This is a genomic window from Nitrosopumilus sp. (assembly GCF_025699255.1).
Taxonomy (GTDB): domain Archaea; phylum Thermoproteota; class Nitrososphaeria; order Nitrososphaerales; family Nitrosopumilaceae; genus Nitrosopumilus.
Genome location: NZ_JAILWA010000002.1, coordinates 18,270 through 36,437, shown reverse-complemented (window position 1 = coordinate 36,437; position 18,168 = coordinate 18,270). Strand labels below are relative to the sequence as shown.

Annotated in this window: 16 protein-coding genes; 9 read left to right on the top strand and 7 right to left on the bottom strand. The window is 27.4% G+C overall.

Annotated features, from left to right (window positions below; genetic code table 11):
- The first annotated feature begins 48 nt into the window (after positions 1 to 48).
- Together K5781_RS02210 and K5781_RS02205 are read left to right on the top strand one after the other, a co-directional pair.
- Positions 49 to 924: an SDR family NAD(P)-dependent oxidoreductase gene (locus K5781_RS02210; RefSeq protein ID WP_297440275.1), complete on the top strand. Its 876-nt coding sequence runs from the start codon at positions 49 to 51 to the stop codon at positions 922 to 924.
- Positions 925 to 972: 48 nt separating this feature from the next.
- On the top strand, positions 973 to 2,100 hold the full coding sequence (locus tag K5781_RS02205; protein ID WP_297440273.1) for a DegT/DnrJ/EryC1/StrS family aminotransferase: 1,128 nt from the start codon (positions 973 to 975) through the stop codon (positions 2,098 to 2,100).
- Here K5781_RS02205 and pseG read toward each other — a convergent pair.
- Positions 2,097 to 3,122: a UDP-2,4-diacetamido-2,4,6-trideoxy-beta-L-altropyranose hydrolase gene (gene pseG / locus K5781_RS02200; RefSeq protein WP_297440271.1), complete on the bottom strand. Its 1,026-nt coding sequence runs from the start codon at positions 3,120 to 3,122 to the stop codon at positions 2,097 to 2,099. The two genes, K5781_RS02205 and pseG, sit on opposite strands and share 4 nt — an antisense overlap.
- Before the next feature lie 12 nt (positions 3,123 to 3,134).
- Positions 3,135 to 4,136: an N-acetylneuraminate synthase family protein gene (locus tag K5781_RS02195; RefSeq protein WP_297440269.1), complete on the bottom strand. Its 1,002-nt coding sequence runs from the start codon at positions 4,134 to 4,136 to the stop codon at positions 3,135 to 3,137.
- Between the two features lie 73 nt (positions 4,137 to 4,209).
- On the opposite strand from K5781_RS02195, the gene K5781_RS02190 reads away from it, so the two are divergent.
- Positions 4,210 to 4,629: a GNAT family N-acetyltransferase gene (locus K5781_RS02190; RefSeq protein WP_297440267.1), complete on the top strand. Its 420-nt coding sequence runs from the start codon at positions 4,210 to 4,212 to the stop codon at positions 4,627 to 4,629.
- Here K5781_RS02190 and K5781_RS02185 read toward each other — a convergent pair.
- On the bottom strand, positions 4,626 to 6,464 hold the full coding sequence (locus tag K5781_RS02185) for a CDP-glycerol glycerophosphotransferase family protein (RefSeq protein ID WP_297440265.1): 1,839 nt from the start codon (positions 6,462 to 6,464) through the stop codon (positions 4,626 to 4,628). The two genes, K5781_RS02190 and K5781_RS02185, sit on opposite strands and share 4 nt — an antisense overlap.
- Before the next feature lie 129 nt (positions 6,465 to 6,593).
- Between K5781_RS02185 and K5781_RS02180 the strand changes: the two genes are divergently transcribed.
- The 3 genes from K5781_RS02180 to K5781_RS02170 are packed head-to-tail and all read left to right on the top strand — an operon-like array spanning position 6,594 to position 10,653.
- The gene (locus K5781_RS02180) at positions 6,594 to 8,093 is read left to right on the top strand and encodes a hypothetical protein (protein WP_297440263.1); all 1,500 of its coding nucleotides are present in this window, start codon (positions 6,594 to 6,596) and stop codon (positions 8,091 to 8,093) included.
- A gap of 20 nt (positions 8,094 to 8,113) precedes the next feature.
- Positions 8,114 to 9,256: a glycosyltransferase gene (locus K5781_RS02175; RefSeq protein WP_297440261.1), complete on the top strand. Its 1,143-nt coding sequence runs from the start codon at positions 8,114 to 8,116 to the stop codon at positions 9,254 to 9,256.
- Between the two features lie 44 nt (positions 9,257 to 9,300).
- Complete coding sequence (locus K5781_RS02170) at positions 9,301 to 10,653, top strand: nucleotide sugar dehydrogenase (RefSeq protein WP_297440259.1); 1,353 nt, start codon at positions 9,301 to 9,303, stop codon at positions 10,651 to 10,653.
- Between the two features lie 2 nt (positions 10,654 to 10,655).
- On the opposite strand, the gene K5781_RS02165 is transcribed toward K5781_RS02170, so the two are convergent.
- Both K5781_RS02165 and K5781_RS02160 read right to left on the bottom strand, forming a co-directional pair.
- The gene (locus tag K5781_RS02165) at positions 10,656 to 11,402 is read right to left on the bottom strand and encodes a class I SAM-dependent methyltransferase (RefSeq protein ID WP_297440257.1); all 747 of its coding nucleotides are present in this window, start codon (positions 11,400 to 11,402) and stop codon (positions 10,656 to 10,658) included.
- Between the two features lie 40 nt (positions 11,403 to 11,442).
- Positions 11,443 to 12,588, bottom strand: a complete 1,146-nt coding sequence (locus K5781_RS02160; RefSeq protein ID WP_297440255.1) for a hypothetical protein — start codon at positions 12,586 to 12,588, stop codon at positions 11,443 to 11,445.
- A 15-nt stretch (positions 12,589 to 12,603) separates the two neighbouring features.
- Here K5781_RS02160 and K5781_RS02155 point away from each other — a divergent pair, with 15 nt between their 5' ends.
- On the top strand, positions 12,604 to 13,746 hold the full coding sequence (locus tag K5781_RS02155; RefSeq protein WP_297440253.1) for a glycosyltransferase family 4 protein: 1,143 nt from the start codon (positions 12,604 to 12,606) through the stop codon (positions 13,744 to 13,746).
- Here K5781_RS02155 and wecB read toward each other — a convergent pair.
- Positions 13,743 to 14,813 (bottom strand): UDP-N-acetylglucosamine 2-epimerase (non-hydrolyzing), encoded by a 1,071-nt coding sequence (wecB, locus tag K5781_RS02150; RefSeq protein ID WP_297440251.1) that lies wholly within the window; start codon positions 14,811 to 14,813, stop codon positions 13,743 to 13,745. The two genes, K5781_RS02155 and wecB, sit on opposite strands and share 4 nt — an antisense overlap.
- A 133-nt stretch (positions 14,814 to 14,946) precedes the next feature.
- Between wecB and K5781_RS02145 the strand changes: the two genes are divergently transcribed.
- Positions 14,947 to 15,900: a glycosyltransferase family 4 protein gene (locus K5781_RS02145; protein ID WP_297440250.1), complete on the top strand. Its 954-nt coding sequence runs from the start codon at positions 14,947 to 14,949 to the stop codon at positions 15,898 to 15,900.
- On the opposite strand, the gene K5781_RS02140 is transcribed toward K5781_RS02145, so the two are convergent.
- Positions 15,897 to 16,799, bottom strand: a complete 903-nt coding sequence (locus K5781_RS02140; protein ID WP_297440248.1) for an NAD-dependent epimerase/dehydratase family protein — start codon at positions 16,797 to 16,799, stop codon at positions 15,897 to 15,899. The genes K5781_RS02145 and K5781_RS02140 overlap by 4 nt on opposite strands.
- A 119-nt stretch (positions 16,800 to 16,918) precedes the next feature.
- On the opposite strand from K5781_RS02140, the gene K5781_RS02135 reads away from it, so the two are divergent.
- Complete coding sequence (locus K5781_RS02135; protein ID WP_297440246.1) at positions 16,919 to 18,106, top strand: asparagine synthase C-terminal domain-containing protein; 1,188 nt, start codon at positions 16,919 to 16,921, stop codon at positions 18,104 to 18,106.
- The last annotated feature ends 62 nt before the right edge of the window (positions 18,107 to 18,168 follow it).

Sequence of the window (18,168 nt, the reverse complement as noted above, 5' to 3'; positions counted from 1 at the left end):
AGAATAACTGATATAATCATTAATCATTGAATAAAACGGTTGAAAGAAATGGAAGCAAAGGTTAAAACTCAACTCAAAAAAGAGTTGAAAAACAAAGTTGTTTTAATTACTGGTGGGGGAGGCAGTATTGGTTCAGAATTAGCAGAAAGAATGTTAGATTATCCAATAAAATCATTAAGAATTTTAGACATTGACGAACATGCCTTGTTTAAATTTTCAAGAAAAGTCAAAGATAAGCGTATTAGAGCATTATTGGGAAGCGTGTTAAATCGTGAAAGAATAGATATGGCTTGTAGTAATGTAGACATAGTAATTCATACTGCCGCAATAAAAAATATAGAGATATCAGAATTTAATGCTATTGAAACGATTGATATCAATATCAATGGAACTGTAAATATGATTAAATCAGTTGAAAGAAATAAACCAGAAAAATTTTTGAACATTAGTACAGATAAAGCTGCAGAATCCTCAACACTCTACGGAACAACAAAACAAGTTGGAGAAAGACTAACAAGTTGGGCATCATCTCATATAGATTCAACAAAATTTGCTTCAGTCAGATTTGGCAATGTGATTGAAACAAGAGGCAATGTTTTTGAAGTATGGGATGAAGAACATCAAAAAAAGAAACCTCTTTCAATAACAGATCCAGAAATGAAAAGATATTTTTTTCATAAATCTGAAGCAGTAGATTTCATTCTTGAAACCTTGACACTAATGAAAGGGGGAGAAGTCTTTGTACCAAAAATGAAATCATTTAGAATTGATGATTTGGCAAAAAAGATTTCAAAAAAACACAATATTATTGGAAAGAGAAGAGGCGAGAAGTTAAACGAAGTACTGCTTACAGATAATGAGTTAAAAAATTCTAAAGAGCTCAAAAATATGTGGATATTAAAACCCTATATGTACATGAATTAATAAACAAAAATCTTAAAAGTTTAAAATCATACGTTGAGAAATAAAATAATGAAAGTTCCATATTTTTTACCATGGATTAATGATGAAGATAAAAAAGCAGTTCTAAGATCATTAGATCAAAGATGGTTGACTAATGGTCCTTTTTTAAAAAAATTTGAGAAGGGAATATGTGATTTTTTAGGTACTAAGTATGCTCAAGGAGTAGGAAGTGCAACTCAGGCTTTACATTTGTCATTACGTGCAGCAAATATCAAAGCTGGTGATGAGGTAATTGTGCCTACATTTACTTTTGTAGCTACTGCAAATGCAGTAAAATATTGTAATGCAAAGCCAGTCTTAGTAGATGTAGATCCATTAACTTTTAACATTTTACCATCAGAAATTGAAAAAAAAATCAATAAAAAAACTTGTGCAGTAATTGTTGTTCATTATGGAGGACAATCATGTGACATGGATGAAATTCTAAAAATAGCAAAAAAAAATAATTTAATTGTTATAGAAGATTGTGCGCATGCATTTGGGTCTACTTACAAAAAAGTAAGCTGTGGAAATATTGGAAAAACTGGTTGTTTTAGTTTCTATCCAACAAAAATTATTACTACGGGTGAAGGAGGTGCGATTTCAACAAATGACAAAAATTTTTTGAGGAGAATTAGAATCTTAAGATCACAAGGAATGGATATCTCGTCTGCTGAAAGAGAAGAAAATTTAGAATGGAAATACGACATTATCGATTTAGGTTATAATTATAGGATGGATGAAATCAGAGCTTCATTAGGATTATCTCAATTAAAAAGAATTAAAGAAATTAACAAAAAAAGAGAAAAAATTGCAACTATATATGATCAAAAATTAAAAAATATTCCAGGTTTAATCACTCCATATAAAAAACCAAATAGAAATCACATTTATCATTTATACACAATAAGAATTACAAAAGATTATCATATTTCAAGAAATGAATTATTTAAAAAATTAAATAAGAAAGGAATTGGAGCTAGTGTTCAATATATTCCTATACATAAAATGACACTCTACAAAAAAGAATACGAAAACAATTCTAAAGATTTTCCAAATGCGGATTTACTAAAAGACCAAGTATTATCTCTACCAATTTTTCCAACAATGACAACAAAACAAATTGAAAGAGTTATCACAGTTTTAAGAAAAAATTAATTTTTTAATAGTGAATAAATTTTTTGAGAAACTCTCAAACTTCCTTTCCCATCCAAGAATTTTACAGATTTTGTGCGTAAATTTATGTTATTTGAGAGTAGATTTTCTAATAAAATCTTAATTTTTGAATGGATTCTATTATTCGGATATCCCAAATTATAAGCAATTTTATGGTGTTCCCATTCTCGTGCAGTTAAAATCTGATGAGAACTTTGACAGATTAGAGCAAAGGGTTTTCCTAAAGTTGCAAATTCATAGCTAGTTAGACCACCACTACATATTCCAAAATCACAATTTGATATTTCTTTTTTCATATTATTAGTAGACAAAATAATTTTAATATTATTTGAAAAATTTTTTTTCATTAAACGTAAATTTTTCGTTAAACAAGTAGCAGGTCCAAGAACTAAAGTAATATCAAAAAATAATATATTTTTTGAAATAGATTTTAAAAATAATTCAATAATATTATTTTCGTCATAGCCTCCAACAGTAATCAATAATTTTTTAAATTTTTTTCTGGAACGATTTTTAGCTTTCATAATCTTAAATTTTGGATCTAAAATCTGATATTTTGGTCCTAAAAGAAATGTTGTAGAATTTTTTGTAATTAATTGATTTTTAAAACCTATAAAACCATTTACTAAAAGATGGGAATCATAATTGATATTTGATAGATCACTGATAACTACGGTTTTTACAAATTGTTTAAATTTTTTAATATAGTTTTTATCAATTTTGTATTTATCAAAAATCACTAAGTCAATATTATTCTGTTTAATAAAATCAATTGTTTTCTCATAATCTTGCTCTAAATTGTAACTTTTTTTTACAGTAGTGATATTTCTATATCCATTTTCTAATATGATTTTTTTCGCTCCTCCAAAATCTTCTAAAAGAAAAAAGATTTTTTCTTTAGAAAATTCTTTTGCCAAGTTAATTGTGCGATAAATATGGCCAAAACCAAGTTCTTTTCCTTTGGATTTTCCCCCTGATGTTCTAAAAAGAATGTTATACGTCAAGACAGGATACCATCATTTAATATCATTCCAATGAAGAGTTTTTCCTGATTTGATATTTCTTTTGGCAAATTTTCCAATAATTTTTGAATAATATTTAGGCTCAATTCCCGTTGCAGGTCGCTTGATTGCGATCATATCGTGCATAATTTTTTCCCCTTTAGAAATATTTGAAAGTGCGGTAAGACTTCTCCTAGCATTTTTCCTAGTGGAAATTTCGCTATTTTGACATTTTTTTATTCCATCACCCAACATGCGTTCAAAGTCACGACTTTGTTGAACTAAATTTGCAAATTCATTTGGAGTAGCAGAAATTGGTTGATCTGGGCCTTTCATTTTTTTATTTAGTGTGAAATGTTTTTCAATAATTTTTGCACCTAATGCAACCGCCATTAATGGAATTAAATTATTATTTCCATTATCAGAAAAACCTACAGGATAATCAAAATTTTTTGAAATAGTAGTAATTGCTTTCAAATTAGCTTCTTTAATTGGGTAAGGATATCCAGAAATAGAATGTAATAAAATAATTTTATTGTTATTTTTTTCTATAACTTTAACTGCTTGTTTAATTTCTGTGAGATTAGCCATTCCAGTAGACAAAATAATTGGTTTATTTTTCTTTGAAATATTTTCCAACAAAGGGAAATCAGTAAGATCTCCAGAAGCTATTTTATATGCAGGTAATTTGATTTTACTCAATAATTCAACAGCTTTGTTGCTAAAAGGAGTGGAAAGAAAAGTAATTCCTTCACTCTTCGAAAAATCAGAAAGCTCGAAATAAACATCATCATCTAATTCTAAATTTTTCAATAATTTATAATAAATTGAATCAGTTGTTGTAATATCATCAGCTCGAAAAGTTTGGAATTTAACAGCGTCAGCATTAGAATCTTTTGCTGCAGAAATCAGTTTTTTAGCAATCTTAGAATCACCGTTATGATTTATTCCAGCTTCAGCAATAAAATAAACAGGTGAATCATCACCAATTCTCTTTTTATTAATCGAAATTTTCATACTATTAAAATAATTATCAACCTATAATTTGTTTTAGTATAAGAATAAAAACATCAAAATCTGTTTTAAATTATTGAATATTGAATTAGTGCCTGTAAAAAGAGAAAATTGGGATATAATTTTGGAACTTAGAAATGAGTTTTTTCAAATGTTCTATAAACAAACTAAGCCCATACAAAAGGATGAGCATTATGCATATCTAACTGAAAATGAAAAAAATCAAAATTTTCATCATTGGATGATAAAATTTAACAAAAAAACTGTTGGATATGTTAGAATTTTGAATGAAGATGTAGGAATAATGATCAAAAAAGAATATCAATCTAAAGGAATTGCTACAAAAGCTTTAGAATTAGTAGAAAAGGAAGCAAAAAAAGAAAGTATTAAAAAACTAATTGCATTAGTAAAAATTGAAAATGAAGAAAGTAAAAAAATTTTTGAAAAAAATAATTTCAAAATGAAAATGTTTTGGTATGAAAAAGATATTAGTTAATCAAGAATTTTATCAATAATAGAATTCGGGTTATTTTCAGGAATATTATTTTGTTCTAATAGAAATGCAGGTAAATTTTTTTGTAAATCTGAGATAATAGATTGATCAGATAAAATTCTTTTAACATTATTTGATAGTTCATTAAGATTTGAACTTAAAACAACATTAAATTTTTCATATGGAACAGTATGTTTAATATTATCAAAAGTAACACGAATAACTGGTTTTTCAAAACATAAGGCATCAGTCATAATATTTGAAAATACAGATATCACAATTGAAGAAATATGAATTAATTCAAACAGATCATCAGAAATTATTCTTGCATTATTTACAGAAGAATCATCAAGAATTTTTTTATAAATTTCTATATTTTCATTTGGATGTGGTTTTAGAATTAATTCGTATTCTGAGTTATTTCCAAAATTCTCAAGAAGAATTTTCCAAATTAAAGAATTGTAATTATATTTCCCTTGAGCAGAATATTTTTCCTGAAGAAATTCAGTTCCATAAAGAATTACTTTTTGACTTTTTTTAATGTTATATTTCTCGAATAAATTTTTTTGAGATAATGAATTTTTGAGTTTATGTAGATTAAAGAAAGTAGGATTACCATAAACTAAAATTTGATTAGATGGATATCCTTGAGAAACCATAGTATTTTTGGAGAATTCTCCATGTACCAATGTTATGTCAGGAATAGGAAATCCTAGGAGAAAATTCTTGTTTCTAATTTGATCATAGGAATACATTGGATTGAATTTATCAATTGCACCATGAGCAACCCCAATTGTTTTAATGTTATTTTTTTCAGCAGCTAAAATCATGGCTAATCCATATGGACCAGTTTCATACGAAAGAAAAATTGTTTTTGGTTTGTGTTCTTTAAAATAATTTTCTAGAGAAATCAAATAATGAATGTAAGATGGAATATAGGATGAAAAAGTCATCATTTTGAATGTATAAGAGATGGAACTCCATAATGAAATTTCTCTATATACAAATAGTTGCTGAAATTCTTTTTCAGAGATTAAGTTGTTATATTTATTTAAAAAATCATTTAAAATTTTTGTAGGTAAATCAGATAATAACATCTCTGAAGGTATCCAATCAATTTCTGAATTAAGTCGATTGTCTAATACATTAAATTCACCATCAAAAGTATAATCAAAATCAATTCCAATAATATTATGATTTTTCATTACATGATCAATAATGGGTTGCTGAATATATTCACCAAAATATGATTCGCCAGTTTTATGATCAATGATTTTTCTATGATATATTGTTGGAATAGCAAAAATAATTTTCTTTTGTATATCAGGAATTGATTTTGATTGAAACATTGTTTTTCTTTTTTCAGTTTTTTTAGAATGGATTTTTTGATAACGGTTATTTTGGAAAGTTGGTTTAAATTTATTAAAAAATTTATTTTTAATATTTGTTGAAAAATTCTTTTCTAATTTGATTCTATGTTTATGTGAGATTTGTTCTATCAAATCAATATTGGAAAAATTTTCAGAAACTATAATTTTTGAAGGTTTTTTTTCAGATAAGAATTCTTCAAATTTTTCTATAAAATTTATGCATTTTTTTATTTTTGGATAAACTGATGGGTGAATAAACCACCATAACGAAAAATCACTAAATTGAAAATTTTCGAGAAAAGATTTTGAATTAATTTTTGATTTTTCTATTCCCATCAGGAATTCAAGAGGATTTCCAAAGGATTCCTCACCTGCAAGAATTTGAAAATCTTCTTCTTTTACATATAAAATCGAGTTATTTTCAGCAGATTTTTCTCCAAAAATAACGATAGGACCAGAATTAATCATATTTCTAAATAAAATTATTTGATATAATAAGAAATTCAGCTATCCAACAATAAGCTTTTGGAGAAATTATGTTGGTTGATTTGGAGATTAAACAGTAATTGTTTAATTTAATGAGAAAGAGAAAGCCGCATGAGTGACGTTAGACTAAGATTTTCAGGTATGGTTCGTTTTATCAGTGCCATAGTTAGTGTTTTTACAGGACTGGCATTTACCACTCTAATCACAAGAAATCTATCTTCAGTAGAATATGGAGAATGGAGTATCATTGGTTCTTTAATGATTTATGGGGTAATGCCGGCATTAGGTTTAGGTTATTGGTATACTAGATACACTGCAAGAGAACTTCCTATTGCTAGATATGGCGTATTCTTAACATCGATTTTTTCATTAGGAGGAGTTTTAGCATTTTTTACTGCAGCAATAATCTTTATTGATGAATTTGAAAATTTGTTTCCAATTTTACTTGTAGCTTCCTTACAAGTAATTACTGGAAGTTTGATACATTCACTTAATGCTATATCAAATGGGAAAAAACCAGAATTCCAAGCATATGGTACACTCATTTTTGAAATAGTTAAAGTAATTATTGCATTTGCCATGGTTTATGGTTTAGGTAATTTTTCATTAATAGATGTAATCTATGTGCTAATTATCTCTCAGATTATTCAGATAATTTCGTTATCTTCAATGATAAGAAAAGAAATTAAAAAGAAAGTTGAAATTAAAAATATTAAAAAAATTATCAAGTCATTATGGATTCCTTTGTATGACAGAATGTCAGATGTTGTTTTTACATCAGACATTTTAGTAGTTACTTTACTTACATCATCATTTGTTCAAGTTACGGTGTTTAAAATTGCATTTGTATTTTCAGCCATGGCAGAATTTGGATTAAGTTTCACATATCCATTGTATATAAAATTGCTAGGGGGTGGAAAGAGCATAGATATTGTTACATCAATCAAAATGGTTGTTTTATTCACATTGCCAATTGTTGTCGGAACAATAATTCTTGCAAAACCATTGTTATTTTTACTGAATCCAGATTATGTTTCCTCAGAATTTATTTTACAAATATTATCTTTGTATAGTCTATCATTAGTATTTGGAGTAGTATTTCAAAATATTATTTTAGGAACAGAAAGAGTTGACGTAATGGGAAAATTCTCACAAAAGGATTTAATTCATTCAAATTTGTTCAAATTACCTACAATTGATCTTATTTTCAAATCAGTATATCTAGTAGCAATTACTGTTTTAACACTAGTTATTTGGAACGATGAGATATCATTTGTAGAATTTGGTCAAATCTGGGCTTTTGTTCTACTAATTACAAACATTCCTTTTACAATCTATAAGCTAATTTTAGCAAAGAAAATACTTGCTTTCTCATTCCCATTAAAGGCAATTTCCAAATATTTAGCTGCCTCAATTTTGATGGGATTCTTGACATTTTACATGGTAACATTAGTAGATTATTCAAATTCAGAAGCCATATCATTTGCACCACAGATAATCGGGTTAATAGGAATTTCTGCAGGATTTTATTTTGCAGTTATGAGCACAATTGATAAAGAAACAAGAGAGTTATTCAAGGCAGCGTTTACAACTATAAGAAATTTTATGTAACAATATGCAAATAATGATAAATGGAAAAAATTTCTATGAATAAAAAACTCTGTATTTTTCCATCTGATCCAATAATTGACTATTATAATAAAGGAGAAATTAAAGAACGATACTTTAATCCTAAAAATATTTTTGATGAGATAGATATTATTTCTCTAGCAGATATAGAAATTGAAGAAGAAAAAGTAAAAAAGCTAGTTGGAACTGCCAAATTAAAAATTCATGCAATTGGTAAAAGTAGCAATAGAAATAGAAATCAAGATCTTTCTAAAATCTTACAATTAGTAAAGGAATTAAAACCAGATGTGATTAGAAGTTACAATTCATTATTATCAGGATGGTATGCTGCATCATGTGCTAAGGAATTAAAAATTCCATTTTTCCTCTCTTTACATACTCAATATGATCACATGAGAAAGATAGCAAAAAAAGAAAGTATTAAAAAATTTTTGGCATTAAAATATACCGAAAAGAAAATTGAACCATTTGTATTAGAAAATGCAGATAAAATTACAATTGTATATCAAATAATTGAATCATATGTAAAAAAGCACACTATCAAAAAACCTGAAGTTCTTTACAATAAAATTGATTTTGAAAGATTTAGTTCTGGTAAAAAAATTAATGATATATCTACGCCTATGATTATTTCAGTAGGCAGATTAATTGAACCAAAAAACCATCAATGTCTTATTCATGCAATGAAAAATGTGAATGCCAATCTTTTGATAATTGGAGATGGGGCATTGTATGATAAATTAACTAAATTAATAGAAAAACTAGATTTAAAACAAAAAATCAGCATTATGCGTTCAGTACCAAATGAAAAAATTCAAGATTACTACAAATCTGCAGAAATTTTTGCATTAGCATACGATACAAAATTAGAGGGAATTCCTATCCCAATTATCGAATCCATGGCATCGGGGTTACCTGTACTAATTCCATATAGCGAAAATAATTCAGCCGGGGAATTGGGAGATGCTGTAATGTATTCAGAAAATAATCCAAAGTCATTTTCAGAAAATATCAATAAATTACTTCATGAATCTGAACAAAGAGAAAAAATGTCTCAAAAAGGAATAAAAAAAGCAATGGAATTTGATTCAAATATTATAGAAAAACGAGAATCAGAGATTTATCTTGAGTTAATGTCAAAGTAACAAACAATACAAATAGTTAAAAATTGAATAAAAATATCAGCAGTATGAATCTTAAAGAATCATTTGAAAAAATAAAATCAAATGACTTTGTTGTTGAGATTTATGGATTGGGATATGTAGGATTTCCATTAGCAGTAAGATTATCAAAAAACGGATTCAAAGTAATCGGAATTGATGTGAATACAGAAAGAATTGAACGATTACAAAATAATCAATTAATGGATTCTGAATTATTGTTGAAGAATGAATTTTTAGAATCTAGAGAAAGAGGATTGTTGGAATTAGATGACAAATCAAATACAGATTCAAATCCCAAAATTGGAATAATTTGTGTGCCTACTCCAATTCCTACAGAAACCACATCATCAGATATTTTTGTAAAATCTGCAGTCGAAAGCTTTCTTAAATATTCCAAAAAAGGAGATGCAATAATTTTAGAAAGTAGTATAGAAGTTGGAACTACTGAAAAAATAGAGAAAATTATTGAATCAAGAGGATATTCCATAGGAAATGATTTTGGATTATGTTTTTGTCCAGAAAGAATTGATCCTCAAAATAAAGAGTGGGGAATTGAAAACATTCCTAGAGTTATTTATTGTTCTGATGATATTAGTTTTGAAATTGCAGAGAAAATTTATCAAAATGTCAATAATGGAAATTTGATTCGTGTAGAAAAACCTAAAATCGCAGAAGTTGTAAAATCATTTGAAAATGCTTTCAGATTAGTAAATATTTCATTAGTAAATGAATTAGCAATTTTATGCGATAAACTAGGAATTAGCGTCAAACAAGTAATTGATGCTGCTGCAACAAAGCCTTTTGGGTTTTTACCACATTATCCAGGAGCTGGAGCGGGAGGACATTGTATTCCAAAGGATCCACGTTTTTTGCTAGAATCTGCTAAAAAAATGAATCAACAATTTATCACAATAGAAAATGCCTTAGAAATCAATCTAAAAATGCCAATATACATCACAGATAAAATTGAGCAAATTCTTGAACAAAAAGGACTTGAAAAATCAGTTTTAGTGTGTGGATTATCATATAAACCAAATATTGAAGACATGAGAGATTCTTCAAGTTTTAAATTAATTAAAGAAATGAAAAATAGAGGTTTTGAAATTTTTGGATATGATCCATTTTTTAACATCGATTATGTAGAAAAATATCTTGAGGAAAATAAAATTACAGAATTAGATTTTGAAAGATTAAATGATTTAGATTATGAAAGGATCAAAAATATTAGTTGTATGTGTATTGTACAACATCATTTAGTCGATAAGGAGAAAATTATGTCAATATATGAAAAATCAGTCTTACCATGTATTTATGATTGTCAAACAAAGCTTGGAAAAAATAAACAATCAAGAACTGAATTGTATTATCTAGGAGAATAGAATTATTTTTTTCTACCTATAGCAATGATTTCATAACCAAAAAGTTTTGCAAGTGATTCATGTTTTGATTCAAAAATAACTGATTTTTTAGATATTCTCTCAACAGATTTTTTACTTAAGGGAAGTGTGAGTGTTCCTAGTGCAGCAATATCTGAAAATTTTTTTCTTTCTTTAATTGGAGGCATGATTCTGACACCCTTGATTAAATCTACAGTAAGACCAGATTTTTCCATTAATGTTTTCAATCGACCAGGTGAATAAGACTCTTCATATCCATATGGCCATTTTTTTGTTGCTTTGAGTATGGTTTTTCGTATAGGCCAAACAGTGTATCTATTGGGCACTGAAATGATTACAAGATTTTTAGAAACTCTTGTCATTTCTTTACATGCTTCAAGATTTTTTGGATCTTTGAAATGTTCCAAAACACCTTCATTCCATACAACATCAAAAGAATTTGATTTGAATGGTATTCTAAACATGTCTCCTGAAACTAGATTCGTTGCACCAAATTTGGAATTTGCAACTTTGAGTGGCATAATACTTCGATCCATCCCTACAGAAAATAATCCAGATTTTTCAAAATAAGATACTAAAACTCCAGATCCACTACCTACTTCTAAAATACTTGATAGACCCTCAATTTCCTCATTCAAAATACTAGTTAATCTATCATAAAATGCCTGATCTACAGGATTAAAATCATCAAAATTTTCATAAATTTGATCCCAAGTTTCAGGTGTACTCATTTTTTTACAATAAGATAAGAGGTTTTTAAATTGAATTTAGTTAAAAAAGTAGACTAGCCTCATTATCAAAGGTAATTTTTGACAAATTTTCTTTCCAATAGATTGCTTGAAGAGCAAACATTGAACCCCATGAATTTAATCTTTCACGTTTCTTCCAACCTAAAAAGCTCTTGTAATTTTCTTCATAAAAACCTCCAAAATACATTTTGGAAGAATTATCAGATTGTAATTGTATTAGATAATCAAATAATTTTTCGATTGGAAAAGGATACTCTATTTTATTCAATTTTTGAATAAGAATCAAAATTCGGATTAATTGGGCAATATGATAAGATGTTTTTGCATTTGGATATTTTGATAAATACCACAATAGAATACTTCCATCTTCTTCAATTTTTGATATACACCAATCAATTCCTTTTGTGCAAATTGAAAGATATTTTTCATCTCTGGTAACATCATAAGCATGAATTAATCCTTCTAATGCATAACAAAAAGAATGTAAGTGAATAATTTTTTGATCAAGATGAAGTCTAATGCTTCCATCATCGTTAGTGAATTTATTTATTGAATTTGCAATTTGTATACCTAGTTCTAAAAAATCATCATTTTTTGTAATTCTATAATAATGAAAAAATGGAATACAACATTTAACATGCAAACAACCTTTTTGTTTATACCATACATCCTTACTTTCAGAAAATTTCTTTGTTGATAAATCAAAGTATGGTTTTAATGTTCCATCTGAATTAAGAGAATCTATAGAAATCCAATTAAGAAGTTTTTGTGCATAATTAAGATATTTTTTATCATTTGTGAGATCATAACAATCTAACAAACCATTTGCACATATTGCGGTATCAAATGAATAAACAAGTTTTTGTTCTAATGATTGAATAATTCCACCATTATTTTCAAAAAGTTTAATCAACCAATCTGCAGAATTTTTTGCTAAATCAACATGATCCTCATCATGTTTTGACAAAAACTTTAGAGAATTGATAAAATATCCTGTGATTTCAGGATAAAGAAAACCATAATTTTCATTTTTTTCATCAATATAGGCATGAACGGCCCCTAAATTTTCATCATTTGAGGCTGTAATTGTCAATCCAGAAGAAAGTAACCAATCTTTGACATTATCAAAAGATTTGCTCAATTCATGGTAATCTTTTATTTGTTCCATAAAAGCCTAAACTTTATGAGAATTCTTGTAATGGTTTTTCATTTTCCACCCATGAGTGGTGGAGGAGTTGTTGTAATTGTTGATATTATTAACAAATTAGCTGAATTGGGAAATGATGTTACGGTAATAACTCCCCAAATTGATTGGAATGGGGAAATTTATCAACCAAAATTAAATTCCAAAATTAAAGTAATTCGAACTGACTCACCATCAAAATCTAAGATTAAAGTTGCAGCAAGAAGATGTCATACAAATATGATCAAGGAAGCAACCAAAATTGGAAAAAATCAAAAATTTGATTTTATTTTTTCAATATTTCATCCATTTCATTTAGCTCCAAAAGCAGCAGTTGAAACTGCAAAAAAACTAGAAATACCTTCTATAGTAAAAATTGATGATGCAATTTATGATAAAGCAACAGGTTTAAAATCAATTCAAAGAAAAATTGAAAAAATTCTTAATGCTAAAACTTTAAAAAATTCTAGCAAAGTTTTAGTTGCAAATGAAGAAACAAAGAATATAGTTATTTCAGAATATGGTATTTTAGAAAAAAATATTTCTATTCTTCCAAATGGAGTTAATCTAAATTTATTTAGTCATGTTAATAATTACGAAGTTAAAAAAATAGTTTTCACTGGTGCTATGTACTATCATAGAGGTTTAGATATTTTACTAAATGCACTTCCAAAAATTATTGAAAAACATAATGATGTTAAATTAGTATTAATGGGAAGTGGTCCGGAATTAGAAAAATTAAAAGAAATTGTTAAACAAAAAAAGATAGAGTCTAATGTTGAATTTGTAGGTTGGATTGAGCGTAAGGATATTCCTGAAAAACTAAAAGATGCCATACTTGGTATTGGTCCATTACGCCTTACAGATGTCACATCAGGAGCATTACCGATTAAAGTTTTAGAATACATGGCAGCATCACTACCAATCATTGCTCAAAAAAATACACTCCCAAATGATGTTTTGGTAAATGAAAAAAATGGTTTTTTTATTGATGGGGAAGATGATTTAGTCATGAAAATCAACCAATTATTGAATAATACTGAACAAATGATTACAATGGGTAAAGAATCTGAAAAAATGGTAAGAAAATTCTCATGGGATAATGTTGTAAACGAAATTTTAGAAATTGCTAGAAAAAACTAGAATTCTTTTTGAAGAATTTTAATTATTTTTTGAGATGTTGTTCCATTTCCATAAGGCGAAGTTTTTCTTGGGAATTTTGGATTTAGAAAAGTTTGATTAATTTTTTTGGAAATACTTTTGCCATCTAATTTTACTAATTGAGCCATGTTGGCATGAATTGATTCTGGTCTATCACTAGTTTTTCGAATAACCAAAACTTTCTTTTGAATTGAAGATGCAGTAGCTTCTTCCTGAATCCCTCCTGAATCAGTCACTATAAAAGAACAATTTTTCATTAATTCTAACATTTCAAAATAACCAAGTGCATCAAACAACAAAATATTATCAGAATTTTTTAGTTTATTTAATAATCCAAATTCATTTAATCTCTTCTTAGTTCTAGGATGAATTGGAAAAATGATATCTTGTTTTGAATTGATTAATCCTTTTATTATTTCTGTTAAAGATCTTCTATTATCTACATTTTCAGCTCTATGAATTGTTGTCAAAATAAAATTATCTAAATGAACAGAAATAGAAGAATTTTTAGAAGAAATTTTTGAAAACATATTAACAGAATCAATTATTGTATTACCAACAACATGGATTTTTCCATGGACATTTTCTAATTTTAGATTATTTTTGGCAATATTTGTTGGACAGAAAAGATGTTCAGATAAATGATCAATGGTAATTCTATTATGTTCTTCAGGCATTCTCCAATCATAGCTTCTTAATCCTGATTCAACATGACAGATTGGAATTTCAGATTTTATAGCACAGATTCCAGAAGCTAAGACTGTGTTTGTATCACCCTGTATCACTACATTATCAGGAATTTCTTTTATCAAAATTTTATGTAATTTTTCAATTATTTCACTGATTTGGTATGAGGGATTTGAATGAGTAATTTTTAATGAATAATCGGGTTTGGGAAGTCCCAATTGTTCAATAAATTGAAGAGACATTTTTTGATCATAGTGTTGTCCTGAAAAAACTACTGAACATCTTTTTTTACCTAATTTTTTGATTAATGGGGCAAGTTTGATTATTTCAGGTCGAGTTCCAAGTACTATACAGGTTTTCATCTAATTCAAAATTAATAATTTTTAGATATTATTATGAGTATGGGAAAATTACTCAAATTTTCTTTTTCCATACAAATAGTGTAATTTTCTAGTCATATTAATTTAGTAGAGTTCAATTACAAATCAAATAGACATGAAAATTCTTTTTATTTCTCCAAGATTTTCAGGTGGAATTGGTGGACATGCAAAAAGAGTAGCTGACAAACTCAATGAGTATGGGTATGAGGTAAAACTCATGAAAACTACACATATTCCGATTAAAAAATTAAAGAATCCAAGTTTTGCTGCATTTAGTTCATTAAGAGCAATTATTCAAAATGAAAAATTTGACATTGTGCATGCATTTAACTTTCCATCTGCATTTGCCATGAAATATACTAAAGCCAAGAAAAAAGTATTGTCAATACATGGCATATATTCAGACCAAGTCCAATCATTACATTCCAATGTTACTGCAAAAGCAGTTAGTTCAAATGAACTTAAAGTTTTGAAATGGGCAGATAAATTAACTACAGACTCCAAAGCCGTTAAAGAATCCTACAAAAAGAAATTGGGAATAGATCTTGAATTCTTGTATGCGCCTCTCGATACAAAAAAATTTGAAAAAATTAAAGATGTTTCAAAAAAAGAAAATCAAATTGCTTTCATTGGACGAGATAGTTATGAGAAAGGAATAGACATCTTGAAAAATATTGAATCAAGATTAAATGGGAATGTAGTTTATTGTACAGATTTAGATTGGGAAAATACAATGTCAATTTTGAAATCATCCTCTGTTTTAGTTGTACCATCAAGAATGGAAAGTATACCTCAAGTAATTAAGGAAGCATTCTATCTCAAAATTCCTGTAATTGCAACAAATGTAGGCGGAATTCCAGAACTAATTACTAATGAAGAAAATGGTTTGTTGGTGGAACCTGAAAATTCTACTCAATTGATTGAAACAATAAACAATTTACTTAGTGATAAAGATAAAGCAAGGAAAATTGGTCAGGCTGGATATAATTTTGTAATTAAGAATCTAACATGGGAGGTATTACTTCCAAAATATACAAATTTTTATGAAAATTTATTAAAAGAAAATTAAGTAAAAAAGAAATTTTTCAATCCTTGTTCTAAAGGAGTTTCATAAGTCCAGTTAATTAATTTCTTAGAAAGATTAACATCAGCTTGACTTTCTTTTACATCACCTTCAGGTAATTTCAAAAATTTGATTTCAAGTGATTTTCCTGAAAGTTTAATCATAATTTTTGCAAGATCTAAAATGGATGTAACAATGCCCGTTCCAATATTTAAAAATGCAAAATCAGTTTTACTATTCATAGCAAGAAGATTAGCCTTTGCAACATCTTTAACTGATACAAAATCACGAACTTGTGAACCATCACCAAAAACAATTGGAGATTCATTATTATTAATACAATCAAAGAATTTAGTAATTACTCCAGCATAGTCATTTGTTTGTCCAATTCCATAGACGTTAAAGTATCTCATACCAATGATTGAAACTCCAAGTTCGTGATATTTTTTCGCTAATTTTTCGTCTTCTAATTTAGTAATTCCATATGGATTAATTGGATTTTTATCAAAATCTTCCTTTATAGGTACAGATTCAGTATTTCCATATACACTAGAACTACTTGCATATACAACTTTTAATCCAAATTCGTGTGCAATTTTAAAAATATTTTCAGTTCCATTTACATTGACTTGATGATACTTTTCTTTTTGAGAAAATGATTCAGGAACTGATGTAAGTGCAGCTTGATGAAAAATTCCATTAGAATCAGAAATAATTCTTTTGAGTTCTTCAAAATTTAGAATATCAATTTTCTTTATTGAAATTTGATCTTCAATTCCGGATAAATTAGATAATTTACCTCTCCAAAAATTATCAATTACTGTAACTTCATGCTTGTGTTCAAGTAAATGTTTTACAATATAACTACCAATAAATCCTGAACCACCAGTTACAACAAATTTCACGAATTTGATGGAATAATCATATCTTTAAATCTTACAAGGCAATCGAGAGCCATATAAAGACACAAAACTGAATGAATTTTCAGGGTATTAAGTAAATGAGCATTGAAAATTATTCCAAAATGATTAAGGAAATACTAAGTTTGAGATATTATCCATCATTAAAAATTCCCAATAAAAAATTGAGTTCAGATGATTTTGAAGTTATAGAATATCAAAATCCTGTGCATAAAATTGAAGAATTAATTATTAATTCAATTAAAAATTCGGTAACAGAAGAAAAAATTTCTGTAGCACTTAGTGGTGGCGTAGATTCAACCTTAGTTCTAGCATTATTAAGAAAAGCCTTACCAGAAATTCAAATTGAAGCAATTTCAGTAAAATTTGCTGATAGTGTGGATGAAACAAAAATTGCAACAAAAATTGCAGAAAAATTTAGTGCAAATCACAACATTGTTTCTATAGATAATTTTCTTGAAGAATTGCCTAAAGCAATCAGCATTATCAAAATGCCATTTTGGGATACACATTGGTATCATATGGTAAAAACTGCAAAACAATTTTCAAAATCACTAGTATCAGGAGATGGTGGTGATGAATTATTTGGTGGATATACTTTTCGTTATGAAAAATTCTTATCAAATTATGATGTAAAAATGACATCAATAGAAAAAACTAAGCTTTACCTAGATTGTCACGAAAGAGATTGGGTTCCTGATCAAGAAGAATTGTTTGGTAAGAATCTAAACTTTTCTTGGGATGAGATTTATGCAAAACTTCTTCCATATTTTGAAAATTCATTACCTCCTCTTGACCAAGTATTTCTAGCTGACATTAATGGAAAATTGTTGTATAATTGGATTCCATTAAATTCAAAATTTTATTCATATTTTGAACTTAACGCTGTAACACCATTATTGTCAAAAGAATTATTGAAATTTGCTCCACATCTAAAAAACTCTCTCAAATATAATCAAGAAAACAATATTGGAAAAATTCCATTACGTACAATTTTGGAAAAACATATAGATCCTAATCTGATCACTCCCAAAAAACAAGGTTTTTCAGTCAATACTATCAATTTATGGAAATCTTTTGGAAGTAAATTATGTACACACTACCTAGATAATGCTAGAATTCTTCAAGATAATTTGATTAGCAGTGAATGGGTTAAAAAGCATCTATCAAATCTTAATTCTGAACCAAATGTGAGATATGTAAATAAATTCTTGGGGCTTCTTGCATTAGAAATATGGTACAGAATTTTTATTACAAAAGAAATGAATGAAAATACAACTTTATCATTGTAAAGAATTTTGATACAATAATTGATTTTTTCACATTACTGGTTTTTATTTCCCTTTAATCTGAA